Origin of the sequence: Brucepastera parasyntrophica, from assembly GCF_022376835.1 — a bacterium.
In the GTDB taxonomy this organism is placed as follows: domain Bacteria; phylum Spirochaetota; class Spirochaetia; order Treponematales; family Treponemataceae; genus Brucepastera; species Brucepastera parasyntrophica.
This window is the reverse complement of the sequence record NZ_CP084606.1, coordinates 3,193,421-3,212,002: the sequence shown is the minus strand read 5'-3', so window position 1 is coordinate 3,212,002 and position 18,582 is coordinate 3,193,421. Positions and strand designations below refer to the sequence as shown.

At 45.1% G+C, this 18,582-nt stretch carries 20 protein-coding genes and 1 tRNA gene; 15 read left to right on the top strand and 6 right to left on the bottom strand.

Features of this window, described 5'->3' with window-relative positions; genetic code table 11:
* Nucleotides 1-8: 8 nt before the first annotated feature.
* Nucleotides 9-578, bottom strand: a complete 570-nt coding sequence (locus tag K7I13_RS15355) for a TetR/AcrR family transcriptional regulator (RefSeq protein WP_255947012.1) — start codon at nucleotides 576-578, stop codon at nucleotides 9-11.
* 525 nt (nucleotides 579-1,103) lie between these two features.
* Here K7I13_RS15355 and K7I13_RS15350 point away from each other — a divergent pair.
* Nucleotides 1,104-2,066 (top strand): ARMT1-like domain-containing protein, encoded by a 963-nt coding sequence (locus tag K7I13_RS15350; protein ID WP_255947010.1) that lies wholly within the window; start codon nucleotides 1,104-1,106, stop codon nucleotides 2,064-2,066.
* Between the two features lie 149 nt (nucleotides 2,067-2,215).
* Here K7I13_RS15350 and K7I13_RS15345 read toward each other — a convergent pair.
* From K7I13_RS15345 to K7I13_RS15335, 3 genes are all read right to left on the bottom strand, one after another.
* A tRNA-Met gene (locus tag K7I13_RS15345) sits at nucleotides 2,216-2,288 on the bottom strand.
* A gap of 81 nt (nucleotides 2,289-2,369) precedes the next feature.
* Nucleotides 2,370-3,854 (bottom strand): putative ABC transporter permease, encoded by a 1,485-nt coding sequence (locus tag K7I13_RS15340; protein WP_255947008.1) that lies wholly within the window; start codon nucleotides 3,852-3,854, stop codon nucleotides 2,370-2,372.
* Nucleotides 3,855-3,883: 29 nt separating this feature from the next.
* Entirely contained in the window at nucleotides 3,884-6,304 is a 2,421-nt protein-coding gene (locus K7I13_RS15335; RefSeq protein WP_255947007.1) for a tetratricopeptide repeat protein, read from the bottom strand.
* Nucleotides 6,305-6,439: 135 nt separating this feature from the next.
* Here K7I13_RS15335 and argF point away from each other — a divergent pair, with 135 nt between their 5' ends.
* The 14 genes from argF to tsaB all read left to right on the top strand — a co-directional run bounded on the left by argF (nucleotide 6,440) and on the right by tsaB (nucleotide 17,927).
* On the top strand, nucleotides 6,440-7,393 hold the full coding sequence (argF, locus tag K7I13_RS15330; protein WP_255947006.1) for an ornithine carbamoyltransferase: 954 nt from the start codon (nucleotides 6,440-6,442) through the stop codon (nucleotides 7,391-7,393).
* A 20-nt stretch (nucleotides 7,394-7,413) separates the two neighbouring features.
* The gene (locus tag K7I13_RS15325; protein WP_255947005.1) at nucleotides 7,414-7,836 is read left to right on the top strand and encodes a hypothetical protein; all 423 of its coding nucleotides are present in this window, start codon (nucleotides 7,414-7,416) and stop codon (nucleotides 7,834-7,836) included.
* A gap of 137 nt (nucleotides 7,837-7,973) precedes the next feature.
* On the top strand, nucleotides 7,974-8,954 hold the full coding sequence (locus K7I13_RS15320) for a DHH family phosphoesterase (protein ID WP_255947004.1): 981 nt from the start codon (nucleotides 7,974-7,976) through the stop codon (nucleotides 8,952-8,954).
* A gap of 283 nt (nucleotides 8,955-9,237) precedes the next feature.
* The gene (locus K7I13_RS15315) at nucleotides 9,238-10,128 is read left to right on the top strand and encodes a protein kinase family protein (RefSeq protein WP_255947003.1); all 891 of its coding nucleotides are present in this window, start codon (nucleotides 9,238-9,240) and stop codon (nucleotides 10,126-10,128) included.
* 122 nt (nucleotides 10,129-10,250) lie between these two features.
* The gene (rdgB, locus tag K7I13_RS15310; RefSeq protein WP_255947002.1) at nucleotides 10,251-10,835 is read left to right on the top strand and encodes an RdgB/HAM1 family non-canonical purine NTP pyrophosphatase; all 585 of its coding nucleotides are present in this window, start codon (nucleotides 10,251-10,253) and stop codon (nucleotides 10,833-10,835) included.
* A gap of 289 nt (nucleotides 10,836-11,124) precedes the next feature.
* The gene (locus K7I13_RS15305) at nucleotides 11,125-11,985 is read left to right on the top strand and encodes a flagellin N-terminal helical domain-containing protein (RefSeq protein ID WP_255947001.1); all 861 of its coding nucleotides are present in this window, start codon (nucleotides 11,125-11,127) and stop codon (nucleotides 11,983-11,985) included.
* Between the two features lie 284 nt (nucleotides 11,986-12,269).
* Entirely contained in the window at nucleotides 12,270-13,121 is an 852-nt protein-coding gene (locus K7I13_RS15300; RefSeq protein WP_255947000.1) for a flagellin N-terminal helical domain-containing protein, read from the top strand.
* 247 nt (nucleotides 13,122-13,368) lie between these two features.
* Entirely contained in the window at nucleotides 13,369-13,728 is a 360-nt protein-coding gene (locus K7I13_RS15295) for a flagellar protein FlaG (protein WP_255946999.1), read from the top strand.
* 55 nt (nucleotides 13,729-13,783) lie between these two features.
* The gene (gene fliD / locus K7I13_RS15290; protein WP_255946998.1) at nucleotides 13,784-15,478 is read left to right on the top strand and encodes a flagellar filament capping protein FliD; all 1,695 of its coding nucleotides are present in this window, start codon (nucleotides 13,784-13,786) and stop codon (nucleotides 15,476-15,478) included.
* Nucleotides 15,361-15,741 carry a flagellar filament capping protein FliD gene (gene fliD, locus K7I13_RS15285; protein ID WP_369413769.1) on the top strand — a complete coding sequence of 127 codons (381 nt, stop codon included), beginning with the start codon at nucleotides 15,361-15,363 and terminating at the stop codon, nucleotides 15,739-15,741. The genes fliD (K7I13_RS15290) and fliD (K7I13_RS15285) overlap by 118 nt, the downstream gene beginning before the upstream one ends.
* 13 nt (nucleotides 15,742-15,754) lie before the next feature.
* Nucleotides 15,755-16,348, top strand: a complete 594-nt coding sequence (locus K7I13_RS15280; protein ID WP_255946997.1) for a DUF8042 domain-containing protein — start codon at nucleotides 15,755-15,757, stop codon at nucleotides 16,346-16,348.
* A gap of 70 nt (nucleotides 16,349-16,418) precedes the next feature.
* Nucleotides 16,419-16,679 (top strand): hypothetical protein, encoded by a 261-nt coding sequence (locus K7I13_RS15275; protein ID WP_255946996.1) that lies wholly within the window; start codon nucleotides 16,419-16,421, stop codon nucleotides 16,677-16,679.
* A 103-nt stretch (nucleotides 16,680-16,782) separates the two neighbouring features.
* Nucleotides 16,783-17,211, top strand: coding sequence for a tRNA (adenosine(37)-N6)-threonylcarbamoyltransferase complex ATPase subunit type 1 TsaE (gene tsaE, locus K7I13_RS15270; RefSeq protein WP_255946995.1), 429 nt, complete (start codon nucleotides 16,783-16,785; stop codon nucleotides 17,209-17,211).
* A gap of 44 nt (nucleotides 17,212-17,255) precedes the next feature.
* The gene (gene tsaB, locus K7I13_RS15265; RefSeq protein ID WP_255946994.1) at nucleotides 17,256-17,927 is read left to right on the top strand and encodes a tRNA (adenosine(37)-N6)-threonylcarbamoyltransferase complex dimerization subunit type 1 TsaB; all 672 of its coding nucleotides are present in this window, start codon (nucleotides 17,256-17,258) and stop codon (nucleotides 17,925-17,927) included.
* On the opposite strand, the gene csrA is transcribed toward tsaB, so the two are convergent.
* Together csrA and fliW are read right to left on the bottom strand one after the other, a co-directional pair.
* On the bottom strand, nucleotides 17,914-18,138 hold the full coding sequence (gene csrA / locus K7I13_RS15260) for a carbon storage regulator CsrA (RefSeq protein ID WP_255946992.1): 225 nt from the start codon (nucleotides 18,136-18,138) through the stop codon (nucleotides 17,914-17,916). The genes tsaB and csrA overlap by 14 nt on opposite strands.
* Nucleotides 18,138-18,581, bottom strand: coding sequence for a flagellar assembly protein FliW (gene fliW / locus K7I13_RS15255; protein WP_255946991.1), 444 nt, complete (start codon nucleotides 18,579-18,581; stop codon nucleotides 18,138-18,140). The genes csrA and fliW overlap by 1 nt, the downstream gene beginning before the upstream one ends.
* Between the last annotated feature and the right edge of the window lies 1 nt (nucleotide 18,582).

Here is an 18,582-nt window from a genome sequence, read left to right as displayed (position 1 = left end):
TTAAACTCCTATTCAAACAGATTTTCAATTGTGCTATCAAGAATAAAACCGAATGTTTTATCAAACTGGGGGCCGATTATTTTCCGGTTAATGGTCATCGTTACCAGCGTCTGCAGAACACCGGTCAGCAAACGCGCGTCAACCCGGGGCCGGAGCCGGTATTTTTTTACCAGCAATGAAAAGTCAGTTACGTCTATGGTATTTACATTCAGGATAACTTTTTCAGGCAGTTTTCGGGCAATAAGGTCCAGATCCTCGCTGACAGTCAGATACCATTCAACAAGTTCCTTTGACATCCGTTTGAGCGTAAGCGCGAAATCATATTTGGTCGGTTTTCTTGGCAGGTTATCATCCACGCTGCTGAAAAACCTGTTTCCGGCCTGCTGGGCAGTTTCAATAAACAGATGCTCCTTTGACGGATAAAATGAATAGAAGGCTCCCGCAGATATCCCCGCCATACCGCACAAGTCCCTGATTCCGGTTTTAGCGTAGCCGTAGCGGCCCCAGCACTTTTCACAAGCTTCCGTCAGTTTCTCTTTTATTACTTCCCGTTCATGCTCTGAAAATCCTTTCGCCATTTGCCGTCCTTTATATTTACATATGAACAAAAGTACAATTTTGTTCATATGTAAATATATGGGCAAGCACACCGGCTGTCAATAGAAAATCAGTCAGTTTATATTTTGTTAATAAATCGGAATCCATGACTGAAATACAGACCGTTATTTTTCAGGAGATTTCACAAGTCCGCTGAAAAAACCTTGCTCTTTTTTTTATCTATGTTAAAATACTACTTATTACAAAAAGATAATATTTTTTAATGAGGGGTTTCACTATGGTTATAAAAAAGGTATGTTTGAAGACGAATTGGAACGCATCCCGGAAAACGGCGGGGTGATCTTTTCCAGGGGACAGGGAAACTATGAGGCAACGGGAATGGAGTATCCGATTTTTCATGGTTTTGTCGCAAAATGTAAGGTCATGAAAAACCGCCCTATTATTCAGCAAGCTTCACCGGCATTTTTGCCGATTACACCGTACGGGAACGGTTTCCCAAAACATTCAGTTCGGTCCTGTCCGGAATGGATTATCACAATTATACTATGAACAGCAGGGTCAGAGACCTGGCCGATGACAGAGTTAATGAGGACTTCGCCGATTTATTTTCGCAGTCAGCGGAATATAAAGATTTAACTCTAAAGGATTTTTTTGCCGCCGCTCCGTTTTTTCTTGCGGAGTTTTATTTTTACTATATACTGCTGAAGCTTACGGGTTACTTCAGCAGTAAAAGCGATCCCTTTTTTCCCGTAAAGCAGTCCGAGCTGCACAAACTGTCGGAAAAGGAAATTGATTTTGAAATTGAATTCAGCAACAGCAAAAAACTCCGGGAGCTAATAGAAAATACCGTAACCGTGAATGTACAGGATTTAAGCCGGATAAATAAAATCCAAAACCATCTATCAGGCTTTGTTATTGATGACAGTGACATAATCGAAAAAAAACTGAAAACGATACATTCCAGGGCCGATATATTCTGCGACAACGCGGGAGCCGAACTCCTGCAGGATCTGCTGCGGGCTTTAATCATTATAAGAAATACAAACGCCCGGGTTGTACTGCATTTAAAACCGGTTCCCATATTTGTGTCCGATGCGACTTTTGAGGATTTTTACAATCTGCTCGAACATATCCCTGCTTCAATAAAGAAAAGTATAGAATCATATCTGAAAAAAGATATGCTGGTGCGGCAGACACACAAGTTCTGGGCGAACCCGGTAAACTTCCGCGATATGCCTGAAGCGTATAACGCGGACCTGAATAAAAGTGAATTGCTGGTTATCAAAGGGGACCTCAATTACAGGCGGACTGTCGAAGACCGGTATTGGAAAAACACGGCTGATATCAATGAACTGACCCGGTACTCTTCTCCGGAAGATGCCGTTCTCAGGGTTTTAAAATCAGATGTTCTCGTTTCCGTTTCAGATGAGCAGTATAAAAAATATATGGACCTGGATAATCAGTTTAAAACAGACGGACGTTGGGGCCTGATTCAGAAATTCCATTGATGCGGATTTCATTATTATCCTGCCTGGCAAAAAACACAGAATTTGTGCGGTACCTATACGCCGTTAAGAAACATTCTGCGGGCCGGCAACGCTTTCAGAATAAATAAAAACCCCAAATTCCTGCTATTCGGGAATTTGGGGGATCAATATAGCGGCAATAGGACTTGAACCTATGACCGAACGGATATGAGCCGTTTGCTCTACCGACTGAGCTATGCCGCCGTGATGTCTGGATAAATTATCAGACATCACGGAAAAAGTCAAGCTATGCGAAAAAAATATCAGCAACCGATATGTTCGGGCCTATTTGACAAACTGCATATTCGGATAGATTTTTTCCATACGGTCATCGGGATAGTGTTTATCACAAAACTCGTCCAGCCGGCCCGAAGCTGCGACACCCTTAGCCCGTTCCGACCAGCGGGAAACAGCAATAGACGAAATGCTCGCGTCCGCAAGCAGGGCAACAAAGACAATTATTGCCGCAATTTTGCCCGGTTTAACCGGAATTTTTCTGATGAGCAAAATCAGACGGGGATATATATATCTGACCCAGACAAGGCCGAGGAAGCCCCACATAAGTGAAAACATAAGATTGGTCCGTCCATGGAGGTTCAATTGTGTGTCGCTGTATTCCCATGACACCGATCCGAAAATCAGTTCCTGCCCGAGACTGCACATGTATTCGAACAACCCGCCTATAATCATACCGCCCAGGAAAAGAAAAATATCTCCCTTTTTCGCGAAGCGCGACAGAATCAGCGACATAAGCAGGGCGCCGGCGCCATATATGGGATTTGTCATTCCGTATATCAGCGCGGTCCGGCTTTCGAGGTGCCCCCTGGTCGCTACACACCAGATCATTTCAAGAAAAACACCCACATAGGAGGCAATAACAAAAACCCAGAACAGCTCATATATATGGTCCGAAGCCGAAGCCGCGGGAGGAATATGAATATATTTTTCATTGGCTGCGGTTGCTGTTTTTTCCGGTTTGCTGTCCTGCGCGAGGTCATCTTCATGGAACAGCTCAAGCTGCTTTGCGCTGTTTTTGTTTTTCATTCTCGGAAACGCTTTCAGGATTCTCGCGGAAGCCTTCGAGCGGGAAAGCAGACTATCCAGTTTTTCCGAAATCCGTCGGTTCATTTCAGTATTATTGTTTTTTATATTTTCGCGGAGCCGGTCGACACTGCCCTTCATATCATTTTCATTTATCCATTCCGTTACGGAGGAATTCGTTTTAAGGTGTTCCAGATATGCGGCAACCGAGGCCATCCGGTTGTCAAGATCAATAAGCGTACGAAGTGTACTGAGAAGGTCTACCACCAGGACGGCAGCCAGTACCCCGGCTATGATCTTCAGCGCATTTTCCGGGATCATGGAAAGCACATGAACAATTGCCGGATGGACAACAAGAACAGCTATGACACTCATTACTCCGAATAAGAGTGAATTTGTCAGGCAGACCCGTCCGTGAATATTGAATTTATGATGGGAATAATCCCACCATTTTGTATTGAATACGGTCTCAAGGACCCAGCCGGTAATATATTCGACTGTTGATGTGATAATCACTGACATAATATACAGCAGGATAATGTTTCCGTGAAAAGGCTCCAGCAAAAAGATAACCAGAAGTCCGCCGATTCCGTATACCGGACAAATCGGTCCGTGTAAAAAACCCCTGTTGGTCCATTTATGGTCTTTCACGAAACAGAAAAGGACTTCACACGCCCACCCTATAAAACTGTATATAATAAATAAGAGAAAAAGAAACGATAATGACATTTCAGCCTCCATCCGGTATACATAAAAAATCAGATCAGCATGTTATCCCGCGCAGCCCGGTACAGCCGGCTATTCCAGACCGGCTTTTGCAGAAGGGATTCCCGCATAGTATTATCGGTAATACCTCCCGCCCTCTTCTGGAGATATTTAAATCCCCGGCTCAGATAAGTCAGCGTATCCGCTGAAATAATACCTGTAGTCTTTAAACTCAAATTATAGCAGAGAAAATAATAAACGGCGGCATAAGGGTCGTTCATATCAATAGCGGCCCGCGCCGTTTCCTCCATTTCCGCAATTTTGGACTGGATTCCTGCTTCTGGATTAAAGAAGACAGAATAATATAAAAGAAGAACCCTGTAAAATCGCGTGAGGATTCTTGATTCCGCGGCTGTCCCCATACAGCGGTCTTCCGCCGGCGAAAACCCGCTTTTCCATATAACACGGTCAGGAGACCAGCTTTCCGGCCCCGGAGCAAAAAAGTCTAGTGTATCAGGAAACTGAATATTCTTTTGCGATTTTTTTTCGGAAATAATTGCCGTCTCAAGCAAAAAGAGCCAGGCCTCGGGAACAATATTTGTATACTCCAGAAGGATTTCTTCGGCAGCGCTGAAATTTTTCTGGTGAACAAGGGCCCTTGCATACCACGTTCTGCAAACCGGGATTGAATCGAGGAAGCCGTTCATATTGGCAATAGCAATTGCCGCCTGAAACCTTGCTTCAGCATTCTGATAATCGCCAAGTTCAAAAGCTATCCGGCCTTTCATAAAGACTATCAGTACTTCCCAGTCTTTTGCATAGCATTTTTTTGCAACGTCCTGTGCAAGATCAAGATAATGCAGGGAGGAATGAAACTTCCCGATAACAAAATAAACCATTGCAATATCAAACCGTGTCCGTAAAAGGCCGAAAGAATCATGCATTTTTTCCGCGTTCTCGAGCGCATATTCAAGATAAACGACAGAATCGTTCGCGCTTTTCTGAACAAGGGTAATCATTGCCGCAAGCGAAAAGGCGCGGTATTCCCCGGCCAGTATTTTTTCCTGCTGAAAGGTATGGAGAACATCCTTTACCATATATGAAGCTTTTGAATAATCACCTTCATTATAACGGGCAATGGCTTTCTCAAGATCATAAACAGCCTGTATAAGTTTGGGCTTGCTGAAAAACTGTTCCAGTTTTTTTGCGAGAGATACGGGATCATTATTGTGATACAGGCAGCGTATTAAAAATGAATCGGGAATGGTATACCCCAGTTCATTCAGCACATCAAATAATTCCAGGGTCGGCAGCAGCGAACCTTTTTCATATTTTGTCCACAAAAAACGGGCAATTGACATATCCAGTATCTTGGATTTAATTCCTATTGCCGCTGAAATCCGCGAAAAAAGGGCAGGATTCAGCGAAAGAAGATTTACCGGATCGGCCAGGATGCCTTTTGTGTAAAAGAGGTTTCCGAGCGAAGACAGAAAATCGGCCTGCTTTCCCATAAACACAAAGAATTCCGGCAATTCGTCAATAAACAGAAATTTCTCGGCGCGGTATATTAAATAGGCAAGTTCAAGCATATCCGCCGGAATTGAATCCGTGTCGGGAACCTGAAAACGGGTTTCCGTTTTTTTCAGCTGGAAATCTGCCTTTCGCCTGAACTGCTCGAATATATTCTGAAAAGATTCAGGCATCACTGCGGTATCAGGAATTTCAATCACCGCTTTTGTATATCCGGCCCGTTTCATTACAGACAGCAGCATGGAATAATATGAAATACAGGCGGCAGTATAATAATCCGGCCGGTCAGGTGAAAAACGGAGCCGCTCGCTCATATCAACCGCGTATTTTTTTTCAATAAACCCGGACTGTTCTTCCTGGCTAAGCAGGGAAGTATAATCGGCGTCAGGAAGAGAGGCAAATATATTATGAAAAATAATAACAGGATTGGTTATGTATGTGTTCGTAAAAGAAAGGGTTAAGGTATCTCTTGAAACTGAAACAGTTTTTTCAGCAGGTGTTTCAACATTTGTTTTTGTATACAGCCGCAGAGAAGTCTTTTCAAGCGGGACAGACGAAACATATGTACCCAGAACGGAAAAGGCTTCCTGGGTCAGTAAAATTCCCTGGGCGGGAATAACCAGATTATCATACTGCATTATTTTTTCCCGGAACGATTCGGGGTCCGCGGCGGCCGGAGAATAATCAACAAGCGCGAGATATTCCTTTACCCGTTTATTCTGGTTTATCAATGCCTGCAAATCATCAATAACGCGGGAAGCGGCAAACACAAACCCTATGGAAGAATCATCAAATGAATATAAATTTCCCGAAGCAAGCCGCAGCACCGCCCCGCCGTTTTTTCTGACCCGTTTCTCTATTTCGGCAAAAAAGGAGTCAATTACAGCCGGGCAGATTATCTGCAGCTGCCGCAGATAACGCAATTCGAAATATATATATATCATTTATTCACCCGATTTTCCGGTTAATATTTGCATTGACAGCATGTCTCCGACTCGATAGTATAACTTAAAAATAAATAAAAATCGAGATGTTTTAAACACCGACAGGAACGAATACGGAAATTAAGGAGAAAAATCATGTATCCTGCGTCACTTAAAGGCAGATCACTGCTTACATGGAAAGACTGGACTCCTGAAGAAATCAGATTTCTTCTTGAATTATCCCACGCTGTAAAGAAATCGGCCCACAATAATGACGTCCATCAGAGATTCCGCGGAAAAACGCTGGCTATGATTTTCGAAAAACGTTCCACCAGAACACGCTGTGCTTTTGAAACATCCTTCAGTGAAGAAGGCGGACATCCCGTATTTCTTTCCACACATGATATTCAGCTCGGGGCAAAGGAATCAATTGAAGATACCGCCCGGGTGCTTGGCCGGATGTTTTCGGCAATAGAATTCCGCGGGTACAAACAATCAACCGTGGAAATCCTCGCCCGTGAATCAGGGGTCCCTGTTTATAACGGGCTGACAGATTTATATCATCCCACCCAGGTTCTGGCCGATGTAATGACTCTCGAAGAAGTTTTCCGCAAACATAAAGGACTCAAGCTGTGCTATGTCGGCGACGGACGGAATAATGTTGCCCGTTCGCTTATTATAATAAGCTCAAAACTGGGAATTAACTGTACAATTGTTTCTCCGAAGGAACTGTTTACCGAACAGGCCCTCCTCGATGAATGCGCGGTATGGGCAAAGGAATCAGGGGCAGAAATAACAGTAACAGACGATCTTGACGCGGTTTCCGGTGCAAATGCGGTGTATACGGACGTCTGGGTTTCAATGGGTGAAGAAGCTGAAAGCGAAATGCGGCGGAGCCTGCTGCTTCCCTATCAGGTAAATGAAGACCTAATGAAAAAAACAGGCAACGCGGCTTGTATTTTCCTGCACTGTCTTCCTGCGATAAAGGGAGAAGAAGTCACAGTCCCGGTGGTTGAAGGCTCTCAAAGCAGGGTCTGGGACCAGGCGGAAAACCGGAAACATACAATAAAAGCGATTATGCTTGCAACTTTGATGAACCCCAGTGTATAATATAAGTGGAGGCTGTTAAAATGAGGAAAGGTGTTCTTCTTTTTATATCATTCTGTCTGATTTTTGGTATATTTGCTGCGGCGCCGGCCGTTTCACAATCTGCTGATACCGACGAGTCGGATATTTATTATTTCAACATTCCGATTTTAAGAATTTATCCGCACAAACTGGGATATTATATAATCTACCGCAGGCCGAACCTCAAGCAGGGCAGTCTGTATATCCCGAATGAATGGTTTGACCGCCGGGACCAGAGAGCGGTTATAAACAGGGTGGATAATACTGTCAATCCTTATATTTCGGTATTTATGCGAAATAAGGAATTTGACCACATACGCCTGTATATTTCGAAAAACATCCGGCATCCGAGCTGGGGGACGATACCAAACAGCGCCATTCCTGCGGAGAAATTCCAGGTTGAAACGCTGGAACTGGAATTTTAGGGCGTATTTTCCATATCCTTACAGCCACTGTTTTGTGAGACCACAGAACAGTGGCTTGAATTTTTTTTTCCTCTATATCCCTTGTTTATTTAAAAGCAGCTGTAGAAATGTAATATTCCGAAAAACGGAGCGTGAAAATGGTCGCAATACCTGAAAATTTGAAGGGCTTTCTGTCCAGATACAGCACATATATCATTGCAGGACACAGAGAGCCGGACGGCGACAGCATCGGCAGCGCCCTGGCCCTGTCTTCCTTTTTGCAGCGTCAGGGGAAACAGACCATTCTGCTTTCCGCGGGGCCTTTTAACCGTACTGAAATAAAAAAATATTCAGGCCTTTTCCTTCCGTCAATAAGCGGGCTGAAAACGGAAAAAAACACGGGACTGGTTATTGTGGACTGTTCTACCATGAACAGGCTGGGAAACGCCGCGGAAGGGCTTGAAGCTTTTCCGGCCGCGATTATTGACCATCACGCCACAAGCGATCCCTGCGGTGAAAATTCTTTCATAATATCCACTGTTCCGGCCACGGCGATTCTCATACAGGCCATTATTGAAGATTCCGGCCTTCCTGTTACCTCTGAAGAAGCGGAATATCTCCTGTTTTCAGTCTGCACTGATACCGGCTTTTTCAGGCATCTTGATTCATCAGGCAGCGAAACCTTTCATTCAGTTGCCCGGCTTGTCGAAGCGGGCGCAAATCCGAAAAAAGTTTTTCTTGAGATAAACGGAGGCAAATCCTTTGGCTCAAGAATCATTATTTCACGTATCCTCTCACGGATGGTGCGGTATTACAGCGGAAAATTGGTCATTTCGTATGAAACAATGGAAGATACCAGGGAATTCGGCCAGGAAGGCAGGGATTCCGATACCCTTTATCAGGTTATCCAGAGTATTGCAGGGGTCGAAGCCATTGTTATCGTCAGACAGGAATCGGAAACGGACTGTTCTGTAGGATTCAGGTCTCTCGATTCGATTGACGTAAGCAAGATCGCATCCTCTTTCGGCGGAGGCGGCCACCGTCAGGCAGCCGGGCTGAGCATAAAAGGGGTTATAAACGAGCTGATTCCGCAATTTGTTGAAGCCTTTGCCGGGCAGTTTCCCGGCATTCCGGCCTGAAAATCCCCGATCCGGAAAAAGACACCGCACTGCCCTCCCTGCAAAAAATCCCTGCCATATATTATTGAACAAATTCCACAATATTTTATGATAAATATCCTGCCATACTTATTATAGGACAGACCTGAATTCAGGGATTCAGGTTATTTTCAGGTAAAAAGACGGATATTCAGCCGGAATTTTTGTCCGGAGAGTAAGAACAGACAAAAAAAGACCGGTTTTCAGCCCGTTATGCGTACTGGCATATTTTTTGCACATAAAAACCTCACAAAAGGAGGTTTTTATGACAAAAGCTGCACTTATTTCCCTTATCCGTGAATACAGGGACAGGCCCTGCGCTTCATTAAAAGAAAAAACTGTTCAGGGTATGGGAGAATATCTGTATATGAATCTGCTGAAATATCCATTCAGGGGAATGGATGAGGATGTACGGAGTGAATTCATAGTCTGGCTGTATCCAAAATTATCCCTGCTTCTGGATCGGTACGATGCCGGAAGGTCCGGTTTTATCACTTATTTTGATATGCTGGTACACCTGAGTTACCGGACATTTCTGCGTCAGCAGATTATAAAACAGACAAAACACCAGATATTTACTATGGAAGAAGAAGCGGAACTTAAAAGTATTATGGAAGAGAACAATAATAATGACTGGGGGATGGCGGCAGAAGAACCCGAAATCCCCTATCTTTGCCGGAATATGGATTGCAGGGAAAAACGGAAAAAATACAAAGATACGCTGGATAACCGCCAGATATTCCTTTTAACCTGTAAAGCAGGAATGTATGTATCGGATACAATGATTAAGAAGGTTGCCGCATATACAGGTTATGAAGAAACATATATTCAGACAACCATAGACAGAATCAGGACCCAGTGGTTCGACAGATATGAAAAGCTTCTCAGGGACAGGGAAAAACGAAATGAATACTATTTCCGGGTCCGCAACTGCCACAGTCAAATGCAGCTCGTGGACAGGGAATCGCAGCGGTTTTCCCAGCTGGAAAAGGAATACCATTACTGCGCAAAACGGCTGGAAATCCTGCAAAAATCACTGATTCACAGGAGACGATGCCCAAGTAACAGATTTCTTGCCGGCATACTGGGCATAAGCCGGGGAACCATTGATACGGCCCTTGCAACAGCCCTTCAACATGATTATGATAAAATATAGTCAGATAAAATACGCCGCTGCTCTGCGGCGTATTTTATCTGACTATTTCCGATTGTAAGTGTTTCTGATGTAAAGAGTTGGTTAATTCTTTACATCAGAAACTTACAATAAAGGAGTATATCATGAAAATTTACCTGGCGAGCGGTAATGCACATAAACGGGGAGAAATTTCCCGTATACTGTATCCCCATACAATTACGATCCCGTCCGATGAACATATTGCGTTCGATCCTGAAGAAACCGCCGACAGTTTTTTTGGAAATGCCCTCATAAAGGCAAAACAGCTGTTTGAAATAACCGGGTTCCCCGCTGTTGCGGACGATTCGGGCATTTGTGTTGATGCCCTGAACGGAGAACCGGGAATATATTCAGCCAGATACGGCGCTGAAACCGGAGCCGGAGATGACAAGGCAAGAAACAGACTGCTCCTTTCAAATATGGAAGGCATTACTGAACGGAAATGCAGATTTATCTGCAATATGGTGCTGTATTATGACACGGACCGCTTTTATTCCGTCCAGGAAACTCTTGAAGGGATTCTGGTAACCGAGGGCCGCGGAACAGGCGGATTCGGCTATGATCCGCTGGTTTATCTCCCTGAATATGGAAAAACAGTGGCGGAACTCACTCCAGAAGAAAAGGACGCCTGTTCCCACCGGGGAAAAGCGGTCCGGAAACTGGCCTGTATTATTGAAACGCTTCAGTGACAGCGGCATTATTCACAACTGATACCTGAGCCAATTACCTTTGCAATTGGCTCATCTGATAAAAAAGCAATTTTTTCACATTTTTTTTATTTTTTATTAAGTTATTTTTCCAACAGGCCGATATTTATAACGGAAAAAGAAATTTCTAAGCATTTTCGGCAGAAAATGCATACAGAAAGGTCTTTTACTCTCTCTTACCGGTAAGTTGAAACAAGACAATGTCTGCTTTCAGCTTGCCAACCGGAAAGCATGGATGCGTTCCGGAAATACATTCCATGGAGGAATCACTATGATTATCAACCACAACCTATCCGCTATGTTCGCCCAGCGATCTCTCGGAATCACCAACAGGGCCGTTGAAAAAGACATCGAACAGCTCTCATCCGGTTACAGGATTAACAGAGCAGGCGATGACGCGTCAGGTTTAGCTGTGTCTGAAAAAATGCGCAGCCAGATCCGCGGTTTGAACCAGGCTTCCCAAAACGCATCAAACGGAATCAGCTTTATCCAGGCCACTGAAGGTTATCTACAGGAAACCACAGATATCCTGCAGAGAATCCGCGAACTTGCAGTTCAGGCTTCAAACGGAATTTATTCCGCTGAAGACAGAATGCAGATCCAGGTCGAAGTTTCCCAGCTGGTGGCAGAAGTAGACAGAATCGCCAGCGCCGCACAGTTTAACGGTATGAACATGCTCACCGGACGTTTCGCAATTGAAACCGGTGAAAATGTCGTTACCGCTTCAATGTGGTTCCACATTGGTGCAAATATGGACCAGCGCATGCGGGTCTTTATCGGCACAATGACGGCAGCGGCTCTCGGCGTCCGCAATATCGCTGACGAATCCATTATGGATATCCAGACAGCCGACGAAGCAAACAGGAGCATCGGAACAATCGATGCAGCCCTTAAAATCGTTAACAAGCAGCGCGCTGACCTTGGCGGTTACCAGAACCGCATGGAACATGCTGTAAACGGTCTGAATATTGCGGCTGAAAACATGCAGGCGGCCGAATCACGCATCCGCGATGCTGATATGGCATCAGCCATGGTTGAATACACCAAAAACCAGGTTCTGTCACAGGCCGGTACCGCTATGCTGGCGCAGGCTAACGCAAACAGCCAGCAAGTCTTGTCTCTTCTGAGATAACGTAGTATAATGTGATATAAGGGAAAAGTGGGTTTCCACTTTTCCCTATATCCTTGAAATTCTTCCGACTTTTTGGAAGAATTTCGGTGTTCTTTGAAAAACACCCTCAAAAAGCCATACCACGGTATGGATAGTTTCGTTTCCACGAGAGAGATAAGCGAAACTATCCGTGCCGTGAGGGCAGAAACTGAAGATCGGGGCGCTTATCCGGTCTCAGAGTCTGCAACAAACGGCAGATTGTCCGGCATGGATGGCTGGACATCGGAAAATCAAGGAGGGTCATTATGGTTATTAACCACAACCTGAGTGCTATGTATGCTCAGCGGCAAACAGGCATTGTTGAAGCCAATTTGCAGCGGGACATTGAAAAGCTCTCAAGCGGGCAGCGAATCAACCGCGCCGGGGATGATGCTTCCGGTTTGGCCGTATCTGAAAAGATGCGCAGTCAGATCCGGGGACTTAACCAGGCAGGGCAGAATATCCAGAATGGTGTTTCTTTTATCCAGGCAACGGAAGGTTATCTGGTTGAAACCACAGACATCATTCAGAGACTTCGTGAACTTGCAATTCAGTCGGCAAACGGAATCTATTCCGCTGAAGACAGAATGCAGATCCAGGTCGAGGTATCACAGCTGGTTGACGAAGTAAACCGCGTAGCAAGCCATGCTCAGTTTAACGGTATGAATCTTTTAACCGGACGTTTTGGCATAGACTCGGTGACCGGTCCGTTCCAGCTCCATGTAGGCGCAAATGTAGATCAGAATGAAACTATCTACATCGGAACCATGACCGCGACAGCGCTTGGTATTGCTGGAGCTCAGGGGGCAGATTCTATGATATCATTATCAACTGTTGAAGGCGCAAACCTTGCTCTTGCTTCTCTTGACTCAGCACTCAGAACAATTTCGAAACAGCGCGCCGATCTCGGTGCATATCAAAACCGTTTTGAAATGGCTTATCAGGGGATTGCAATTGCAGCTGAAAACCTGCAGGCAGCAGAATCACGGATACGTGATGCAGATATGGCAGCGGAAATGGTTTCTTTTACAAAGAACCAGATCCTCAACCAGGCCGGAAATGCAATGCTTGCACAAGCCAATACACAGTCTCAGTCAGCGCTGCGACTGCTGCAATAGGAAGGTTAAATTAGCTGGGTGAAAGAGATTTCTGGACGTCATCTCTTAAAAACCCCTGCATATCATTATTGTGGAAGAGGAAGAGGCGCCCTTCTTCTTCCATATTAAAACAATACCGGTTTTGCCGGTTTTGCATACTTGTATACCGGATTACATAGTGTTCCGGTTATATTTCCTTGAGATTCCTTTCGGGGAATCGACTCTGTATCACGGAAGATACAGATAGTTACTTTCACGGAGGTTCCCGATGAGTATCGAGGTTGCTAACATCGGGCAACATCTGGCGGCAATGGATCGCCGGCTGGAAGGTTCGGTTAATTCGACTTTAAGAGCTGCAACAGAAACAACACAGACAACAAATGATGCCCGATCAGAACAGATAAGCGAGGCACAGCTTCGCGATGCGGTTGCACAAATACAGAACATTTCAGACATGTTTGACAGGAGACTGCAATTCCTTGTCAGCACGGATTTGGAGAAGGTGATCGTCAAGATTATTGACTCGAATACCGATAAGGTTATAAGGGAAATTCCATCTGCAGAAATCCAGAAGCTTCAGGCAAGAATCAAGGAGACGCTAGGGCTGCTCTTTGACGAAACTATCTAAGTAATAGTCCGCCGCTGCTTTACTGTATCTGCATATTTGGAAAGGGAGGCCCAGTATGTCCGACATCAGTATTCCTGGCGTAAGCGCAAGCAAATACAAAACGGATGAACTCATCCAGGGATTGATGAAGGTTGAGCGGGCGCCGCTTGACCGTGCGGAAGCAGAGCTTGAAACGTATAAAAAACAGCAGTCGGCCTGGAGACAGTTAAACCAGCATACGCTTGTATTACGTGATTCTGCCAGAAATCTGTATTCATATAACAATCCTTTTACTGAAAAAATCGCTGATTCAACGGACTCCCGGGCAGTTACTGCAACTGCCTCACGGGAGGCCCGGGATCAGACTTTCAGAGTATCGGTCTCACAAATAGCCGCCCCTGACAGCTTTCTTTCCGACGTAATTCCGCGGGATTCCAAGGTTCCGAAGGGGACATATACATTCACGGTCGGGGAAAAAGAAATCAGTTTCGCATGGAATGGCGGCACTGTCCAGGAATTTGTCGACGCCCTGAACCGCAGGTCAAATAATCTTTTGAGGGCGTCAATCATTCAGGTTTCCTCAAACAGCCGGTCCATATTAATCGAGTCACAGAAAACAGGAGCCCAGGAAAGGCTGGGTTTTTCCGATGATGCGCTTACCTTTGCGCTTGAAAACGGATTTATCAGAAAAAATGACGCAAGTACAGCGGTAAGCCTGTCGCAGGATTCCCTCACCGCCCCTCCCCTTTCAAACGCCGTTATTGACTTTTCAGCGCCTGTCCGGGCGAGAAACGAATATGTCCTTGAATATACTATAAGCACTGTGCAAAAGGAAGCCGGTACTGAAGCCTATGCCGCTCCCGGTCCGGAACTCGGCAAGCCGGGGACCGTAAGCTTCGGAGGCATAACTGTCTCAAACGCGGCGTCCGAAACCCTTCTTGATGACGAACCTGTCCAGCAGACGCCTCGGATTGTGGAGGATAACGCGGTCTTTTCCCTGCGTTCGACCCGCAATACATCCATTCCGCTTCCTGAAATAACGGACAGTACACAGAAAACCGTAGTTACGGTACCCCTGTCGGAATACGGCGATATAAACGCGCTGCTGGTCCAGAACAATAATACAAACAGGGAAATAACCATAGAAAATATAAAAATATACGATCCTAAGGCAGTCGGAGACTATGTTCCCGTTAATCCGGTTTCGACCGCCCAGGACGCCATTCTCAAATATGAAGGTATAACCATTACCCGTTCTACAAATGAAATAGACGATCTTGTTCCCGGCGTTACCATTAACTTGCGTGAGGCAACGGAAAAAATGGAAACACTTAGTATCAAACCGGATACCGAAACGGCAAAAGAAGCTATTATCGCCTTTGTCGCAAATTATAACAGGGTTATGGCGGAGCTTAATATTCTGACGCAGGACAGGCCCGAGATAATTTCGGAAATCCAGTATTTTACCAATGATGAAAGAAAGGAAGCCGAGGAAAAACTGGGTATGATGAGGGGCGATACGACCCTGAATAATGTAAAATCCACACTCCAGAGACTGACCAGCAATCCCTACTATCCCGGCGACGCCGAGACAGTAACCCTCCTTTCGAACCTTGGTGTTTCGACAAAGGCAACTGCCGGCGGGGCGCTCGAATCGTCCCGCATGAGGGATATCTTGAAATTGATGAAAAAAAACTGGATGACGCGCTTAAAAACCATATTTCCGGCATCAAGAATTTCTTCGGATATGATTCGGACGGAGACCTGGTAATTGATTCCGGGCTTGCCTGGGCATTTGACAATAATCTCACGCCCTATGTACAGACAGGCGGTATTTTCCCGACCCGGACTTCCGGGCTTGCGACCAGGATCACAACAACGGAAAAACGGATTGACCAGCTGGACAAGCAGCTTGAGACAAAGGAAGCGGAATTGAGGGCAAAATACGGAAGAATGGAAGGTTCCCTGAACAGTCTCCAGAACCAGTCTGATTCAATTTCAAATTTCAACCGGCGGAACAGCAATAACAACTAAAATGACAGGAGCCATGATGAAAATTCGTCTGAATAACGAAGACATTGATTTTGAAATAAAAAATGAACAGACGCTGGGGGAAATTCTCGGGCAAATTGAAGAAGCCTGTGAAAAAGAGAAAAACACTATTACGTCAATTAAAATAGACGGGAAAGAAATCAGTCCCGGTGAACTTGACGGTTTTTTTTCAAAATCCCCGCAAAATTTTTCACTTATAGAGTTGGGAACAATTTCCGGCGAAGATGTCAGATATATGCTGCAGGCGGTAGGACAGCGGTTTTCGGCTTCTATTGATCAGCTGCAGAATATTCCTGTTCTTCTCCAAACCGGAAAGGACCTTGCTGTCATGGAAGCCATCAAGCTTTTGTCTGAAAATTTCAGGGAATTAAACGGACTTATTCCTCTCATTCCTCTTGCAGGGATTGATCCTGCTGCTCTGCAGATAGAAGATTCAGAGCTTTCGGCCTTTTTGCTTGAACTTCCTCCGATTTTAACGGATTTGCTGGGCGCGCTTGAAAAAAAAGATACTATCCTTATCGGGGATATTTCCGAATACGAACTTGCCCCCCGTATCGAAAAACTGAGTGAGGTTCTGAAGGCAGTGTGAACCAAGCTTTTTATTGCGGAAAAAACGATTTCACTATATACTATTATGAATATTACGGAGACAATACTAAGTGACAATACTGGATATAAACAATATAACCCGTAAAGAAAATTTTATTTACTATCGCCGGGAATTTACCGGCAATGCTCTGTATGATCTCCCCGGAAAGACTTTTTCCGGACAAATCGAATTTGTTATTGAAACAAATCCGCTCGGGAAAAAGGAAATATTCGTAAAACTGATTGATAAGGTTGACTATCCCCTTCTCCAGGTGATCTCGAACCTTAAGGAATTTATCCTTGGTCTCGACTATGATGGAAAATTGCCGTAATTTTATTCTCGTGGCGAGGGTTTAATATCCCAGACCGAAGGTCTGCCTGCTCTGCGGCGGAGTATTTTATTGACCTCATTTTTTTTATGCTGTAGGGTTACTCATGACCTTTGTTACTCATTCATCAGACGAAACCATTGCATTCGGGAAAAAAATAGGTTCGCAGCTTGAAAAAGGAGCGGTTCTTGCCCTGCAGGGTACGCTTGCTGCGGGCAAAACAACCATAACAAAGGGAATAGCCGCCGGTCTTGGTATAGATGAAAATATAACCAGCCCTACTTTTACTCTTATTTCCGAATACTATGGCAGACTTCCCCTCTATCATATGGATGTATACAGGCTCGATTCCGGTGAGGATTTTGTCAATCTCGGAACGGATGAAATGCTTTACGGGGACGGAGTATGCGTTATTGAATGGAGTGAAAAGGTCATGGATTTGCTGCCCCCATATTCCATCATAATAAAAATGGAAGCGGACAAAGACAATGACAGACTCATTACTGTGGAAAACTGGCCCTACGGCGAATTGTGAGATATATTGGGGCAGAATAACCCTGACACTATAAGGCGATACTGATGAATATTATTTCAATTGATACTATAACCGGAATGCTTTCCGTCTCTGCCCTCGGTCCCAAAGGACAGGCGACTGTTTTATTTGATTTTAAGGGACATCATGCCGAATATATTACCGACGCGCTGAGCAAGGCCGTCGATTCAGCCGGTTTTTCTCCTGAAAAGACCGAACTGGTTGTCTGCGCGGAGGGGCCGGGATCATTTACCGGACTCAGGATCGGCTTTTCCGCAGCAAAGGCTGTTCAGCTTGCTGCCGGATGTCCGCTTTTTCCCATTCAGCCGCTTGTCTGTTATGCATATCCATTCAGCAGCTGGCCAGGCGCGGTGATCAGTGTTCTCGATGCAAAAAAAGGACGGTTTTATGTGCAGATATTCAGACAGGGTCAGCCGACGACTGAAGCGCTCGATATATCGGAAAAAGAAATTTTTCCGTATATTGATCCTGCGGAACGGCTGCTGATAACCGGGCCTGACGCGGCGCTCTTTGCAGAACGGCTTGGCAGGGAAAACCCGAAAATGGATATATTTTCCTGCATTTCGGGAACAAAGGGCATTTCGCTTGAAATGGCTTTGATGGCAGAGTCTTTATATAATGATGAAAAAAAAATACCGGACCACGCAGGACCGGTATATGTCCGCAAGAGCGATGCGGAAAACTCTATTCCGGGATAATGCCGGAAAGTCCCTCAAGATTTGTATTTGAAACTGCCGCCGCGCGGTTTTCATTCTGGATAGCCTCAAAGACTTCCTGGCGGAAGACTTTCACCGATTTTGGAGCTTCAATTCCTACTTTAACCTGATCGCCGTGAATTTCAATAATTGTAACGGAAATATCTTCGCCGATCATTATTTTTTCGTTTATTTTTCTTGATAATATAAGCATCAGGACCCCCGCTTTGCGGAAATTTCCGCGACGAGATCATGCTTTGTCTGCCAGCGGGGGTCTACCAGAATAGCCTGGAGCGCCTTGTTATTTTTTTTGTTGATAATAAGCGGGCCCTGGAGATTTGCCGTAATCGGACTTCCGTCAGAAGGGACCGTGAGCAGCACAAAAACCAGAACATCCGACGGGGATTGTATTTCCAGCGGTTCCAGCAGGGAATCGTCCACATCTATTTCGTAATCAGGCCGGAAAATAAACGGATCAATCACCAAAAAAGCCAGTTCCGGATTTTCCAGTGACTGGACCCATATAAACGGTTTTTGTTCCGCATCAATCAATGCAAAAGAATGATACTGTTCAAATCCGTAAAAACCGTGTTCAAGTTCAATTATCTGTTTTTCAACGATGGATACGGTTCCCATCGCCTTAGTCTGTACTTCCATT

Excerpts from the sequence above, each read along its gene's own strand:
- argF (WP_255947006.1), top strand. The coding sequence starts at position 6,440 with ATGTATCCTGCGTCACTTAAAGGCAGATCACTGCTTACATGGAAAGAC.
- rdgB (WP_255947002.1), top strand. The coding sequence starts at position 10,251 with ATGAAAATTTACCTGGCGAGCGGTAATGCACATAAACGGGGAGAAATT.
- tsaE (WP_255946995.1), top strand. The coding sequence starts at position 16,783 with ATGACCTTTGTTACTCATTCATCAGACGAAACCATTGCATTCGGGAAA.
- K7I13_RS15300 (WP_255947000.1), top strand. The coding sequence starts at position 12,270 with ATGGTTATTAACCACAACCTGAGTGCTATGTATGCTCAGCGGCAAACA.
- K7I13_RS15335 (WP_255947007.1), bottom strand. The coding sequence starts at position 6,304 with ATGATATATATATATTTCGAATTGCGTTATCTGCGGCAGCTGCAGATA.
- fliD (WP_255946998.1), top strand. The coding sequence starts at position 13,784 with ATGTCCGACATCAGTATTCCTGGCGTAAGCGCAAGCAAATACAAAACG.
- K7I13_RS15315 (WP_255947003.1), top strand. The coding sequence starts at position 9,238 with ATGACAAAAGCTGCACTTATTTCCCTTATCCGTGAATACAGGGACAGG.
- K7I13_RS15295 (WP_255946999.1), top strand. The coding sequence starts at position 13,369 with ATGAGTATCGAGGTTGCTAACATCGGGCAACATCTGGCGGCAATGGAT.
- K7I13_RS15280 (WP_255946997.1), top strand. The coding sequence starts at position 15,755 with ATGATGAAAATTCGTCTGAATAACGAAGACATTGATTTTGAAATAAAA.
- K7I13_RS15340 (WP_255947008.1), bottom strand. The coding sequence starts at position 3,854 with ATGTCATTATCGTTTCTTTTTCTCTTATTTATTATATACAGTTTTATA.
- csrA (WP_255946992.1), bottom strand. The coding sequence starts at position 18,138 with ATGCTTATATTATCAAGAAAAATAAACGAAAAAATAATGATCGGCGAA.
- tsaB (WP_255946994.1), top strand. The coding sequence starts at position 17,256 with ATGAATATTATTTCAATTGATACTATAACCGGAATGCTTTCCGTCTCT.
- fliW (WP_255946991.1), bottom strand. The coding sequence starts at position 18,581 with ATGGAAGTACAGACTAAGGCGATGGGAACCGTATCCATCGTTGAAAAA.
- K7I13_RS15355 (WP_255947012.1), bottom strand. The coding sequence starts at position 578 with ATGGCGAAAGGATTTTCAGAGCATGAACGGGAAGTAATAAAAGAGAAA.
- K7I13_RS15325 (WP_255947005.1), top strand. The coding sequence starts at position 7,414 with ATGAGGAAAGGTGTTCTTCTTTTTATATCATTCTGTCTGATTTTTGGT.
- K7I13_RS15350 (WP_255947010.1), top strand. The coding sequence starts at position 1,104 with ATGAACAGCAGGGTCAGAGACCTGGCCGATGACAGAGTTAATGAGGAC.
- K7I13_RS15320 (WP_255947004.1), top strand. The coding sequence starts at position 7,974 with ATGGTCGCAATACCTGAAAATTTGAAGGGCTTTCTGTCCAGATACAGC.
- K7I13_RS15305 (WP_255947001.1), top strand. The coding sequence starts at position 11,125 with ATGATTATCAACCACAACCTATCCGCTATGTTCGCCCAGCGATCTCTC.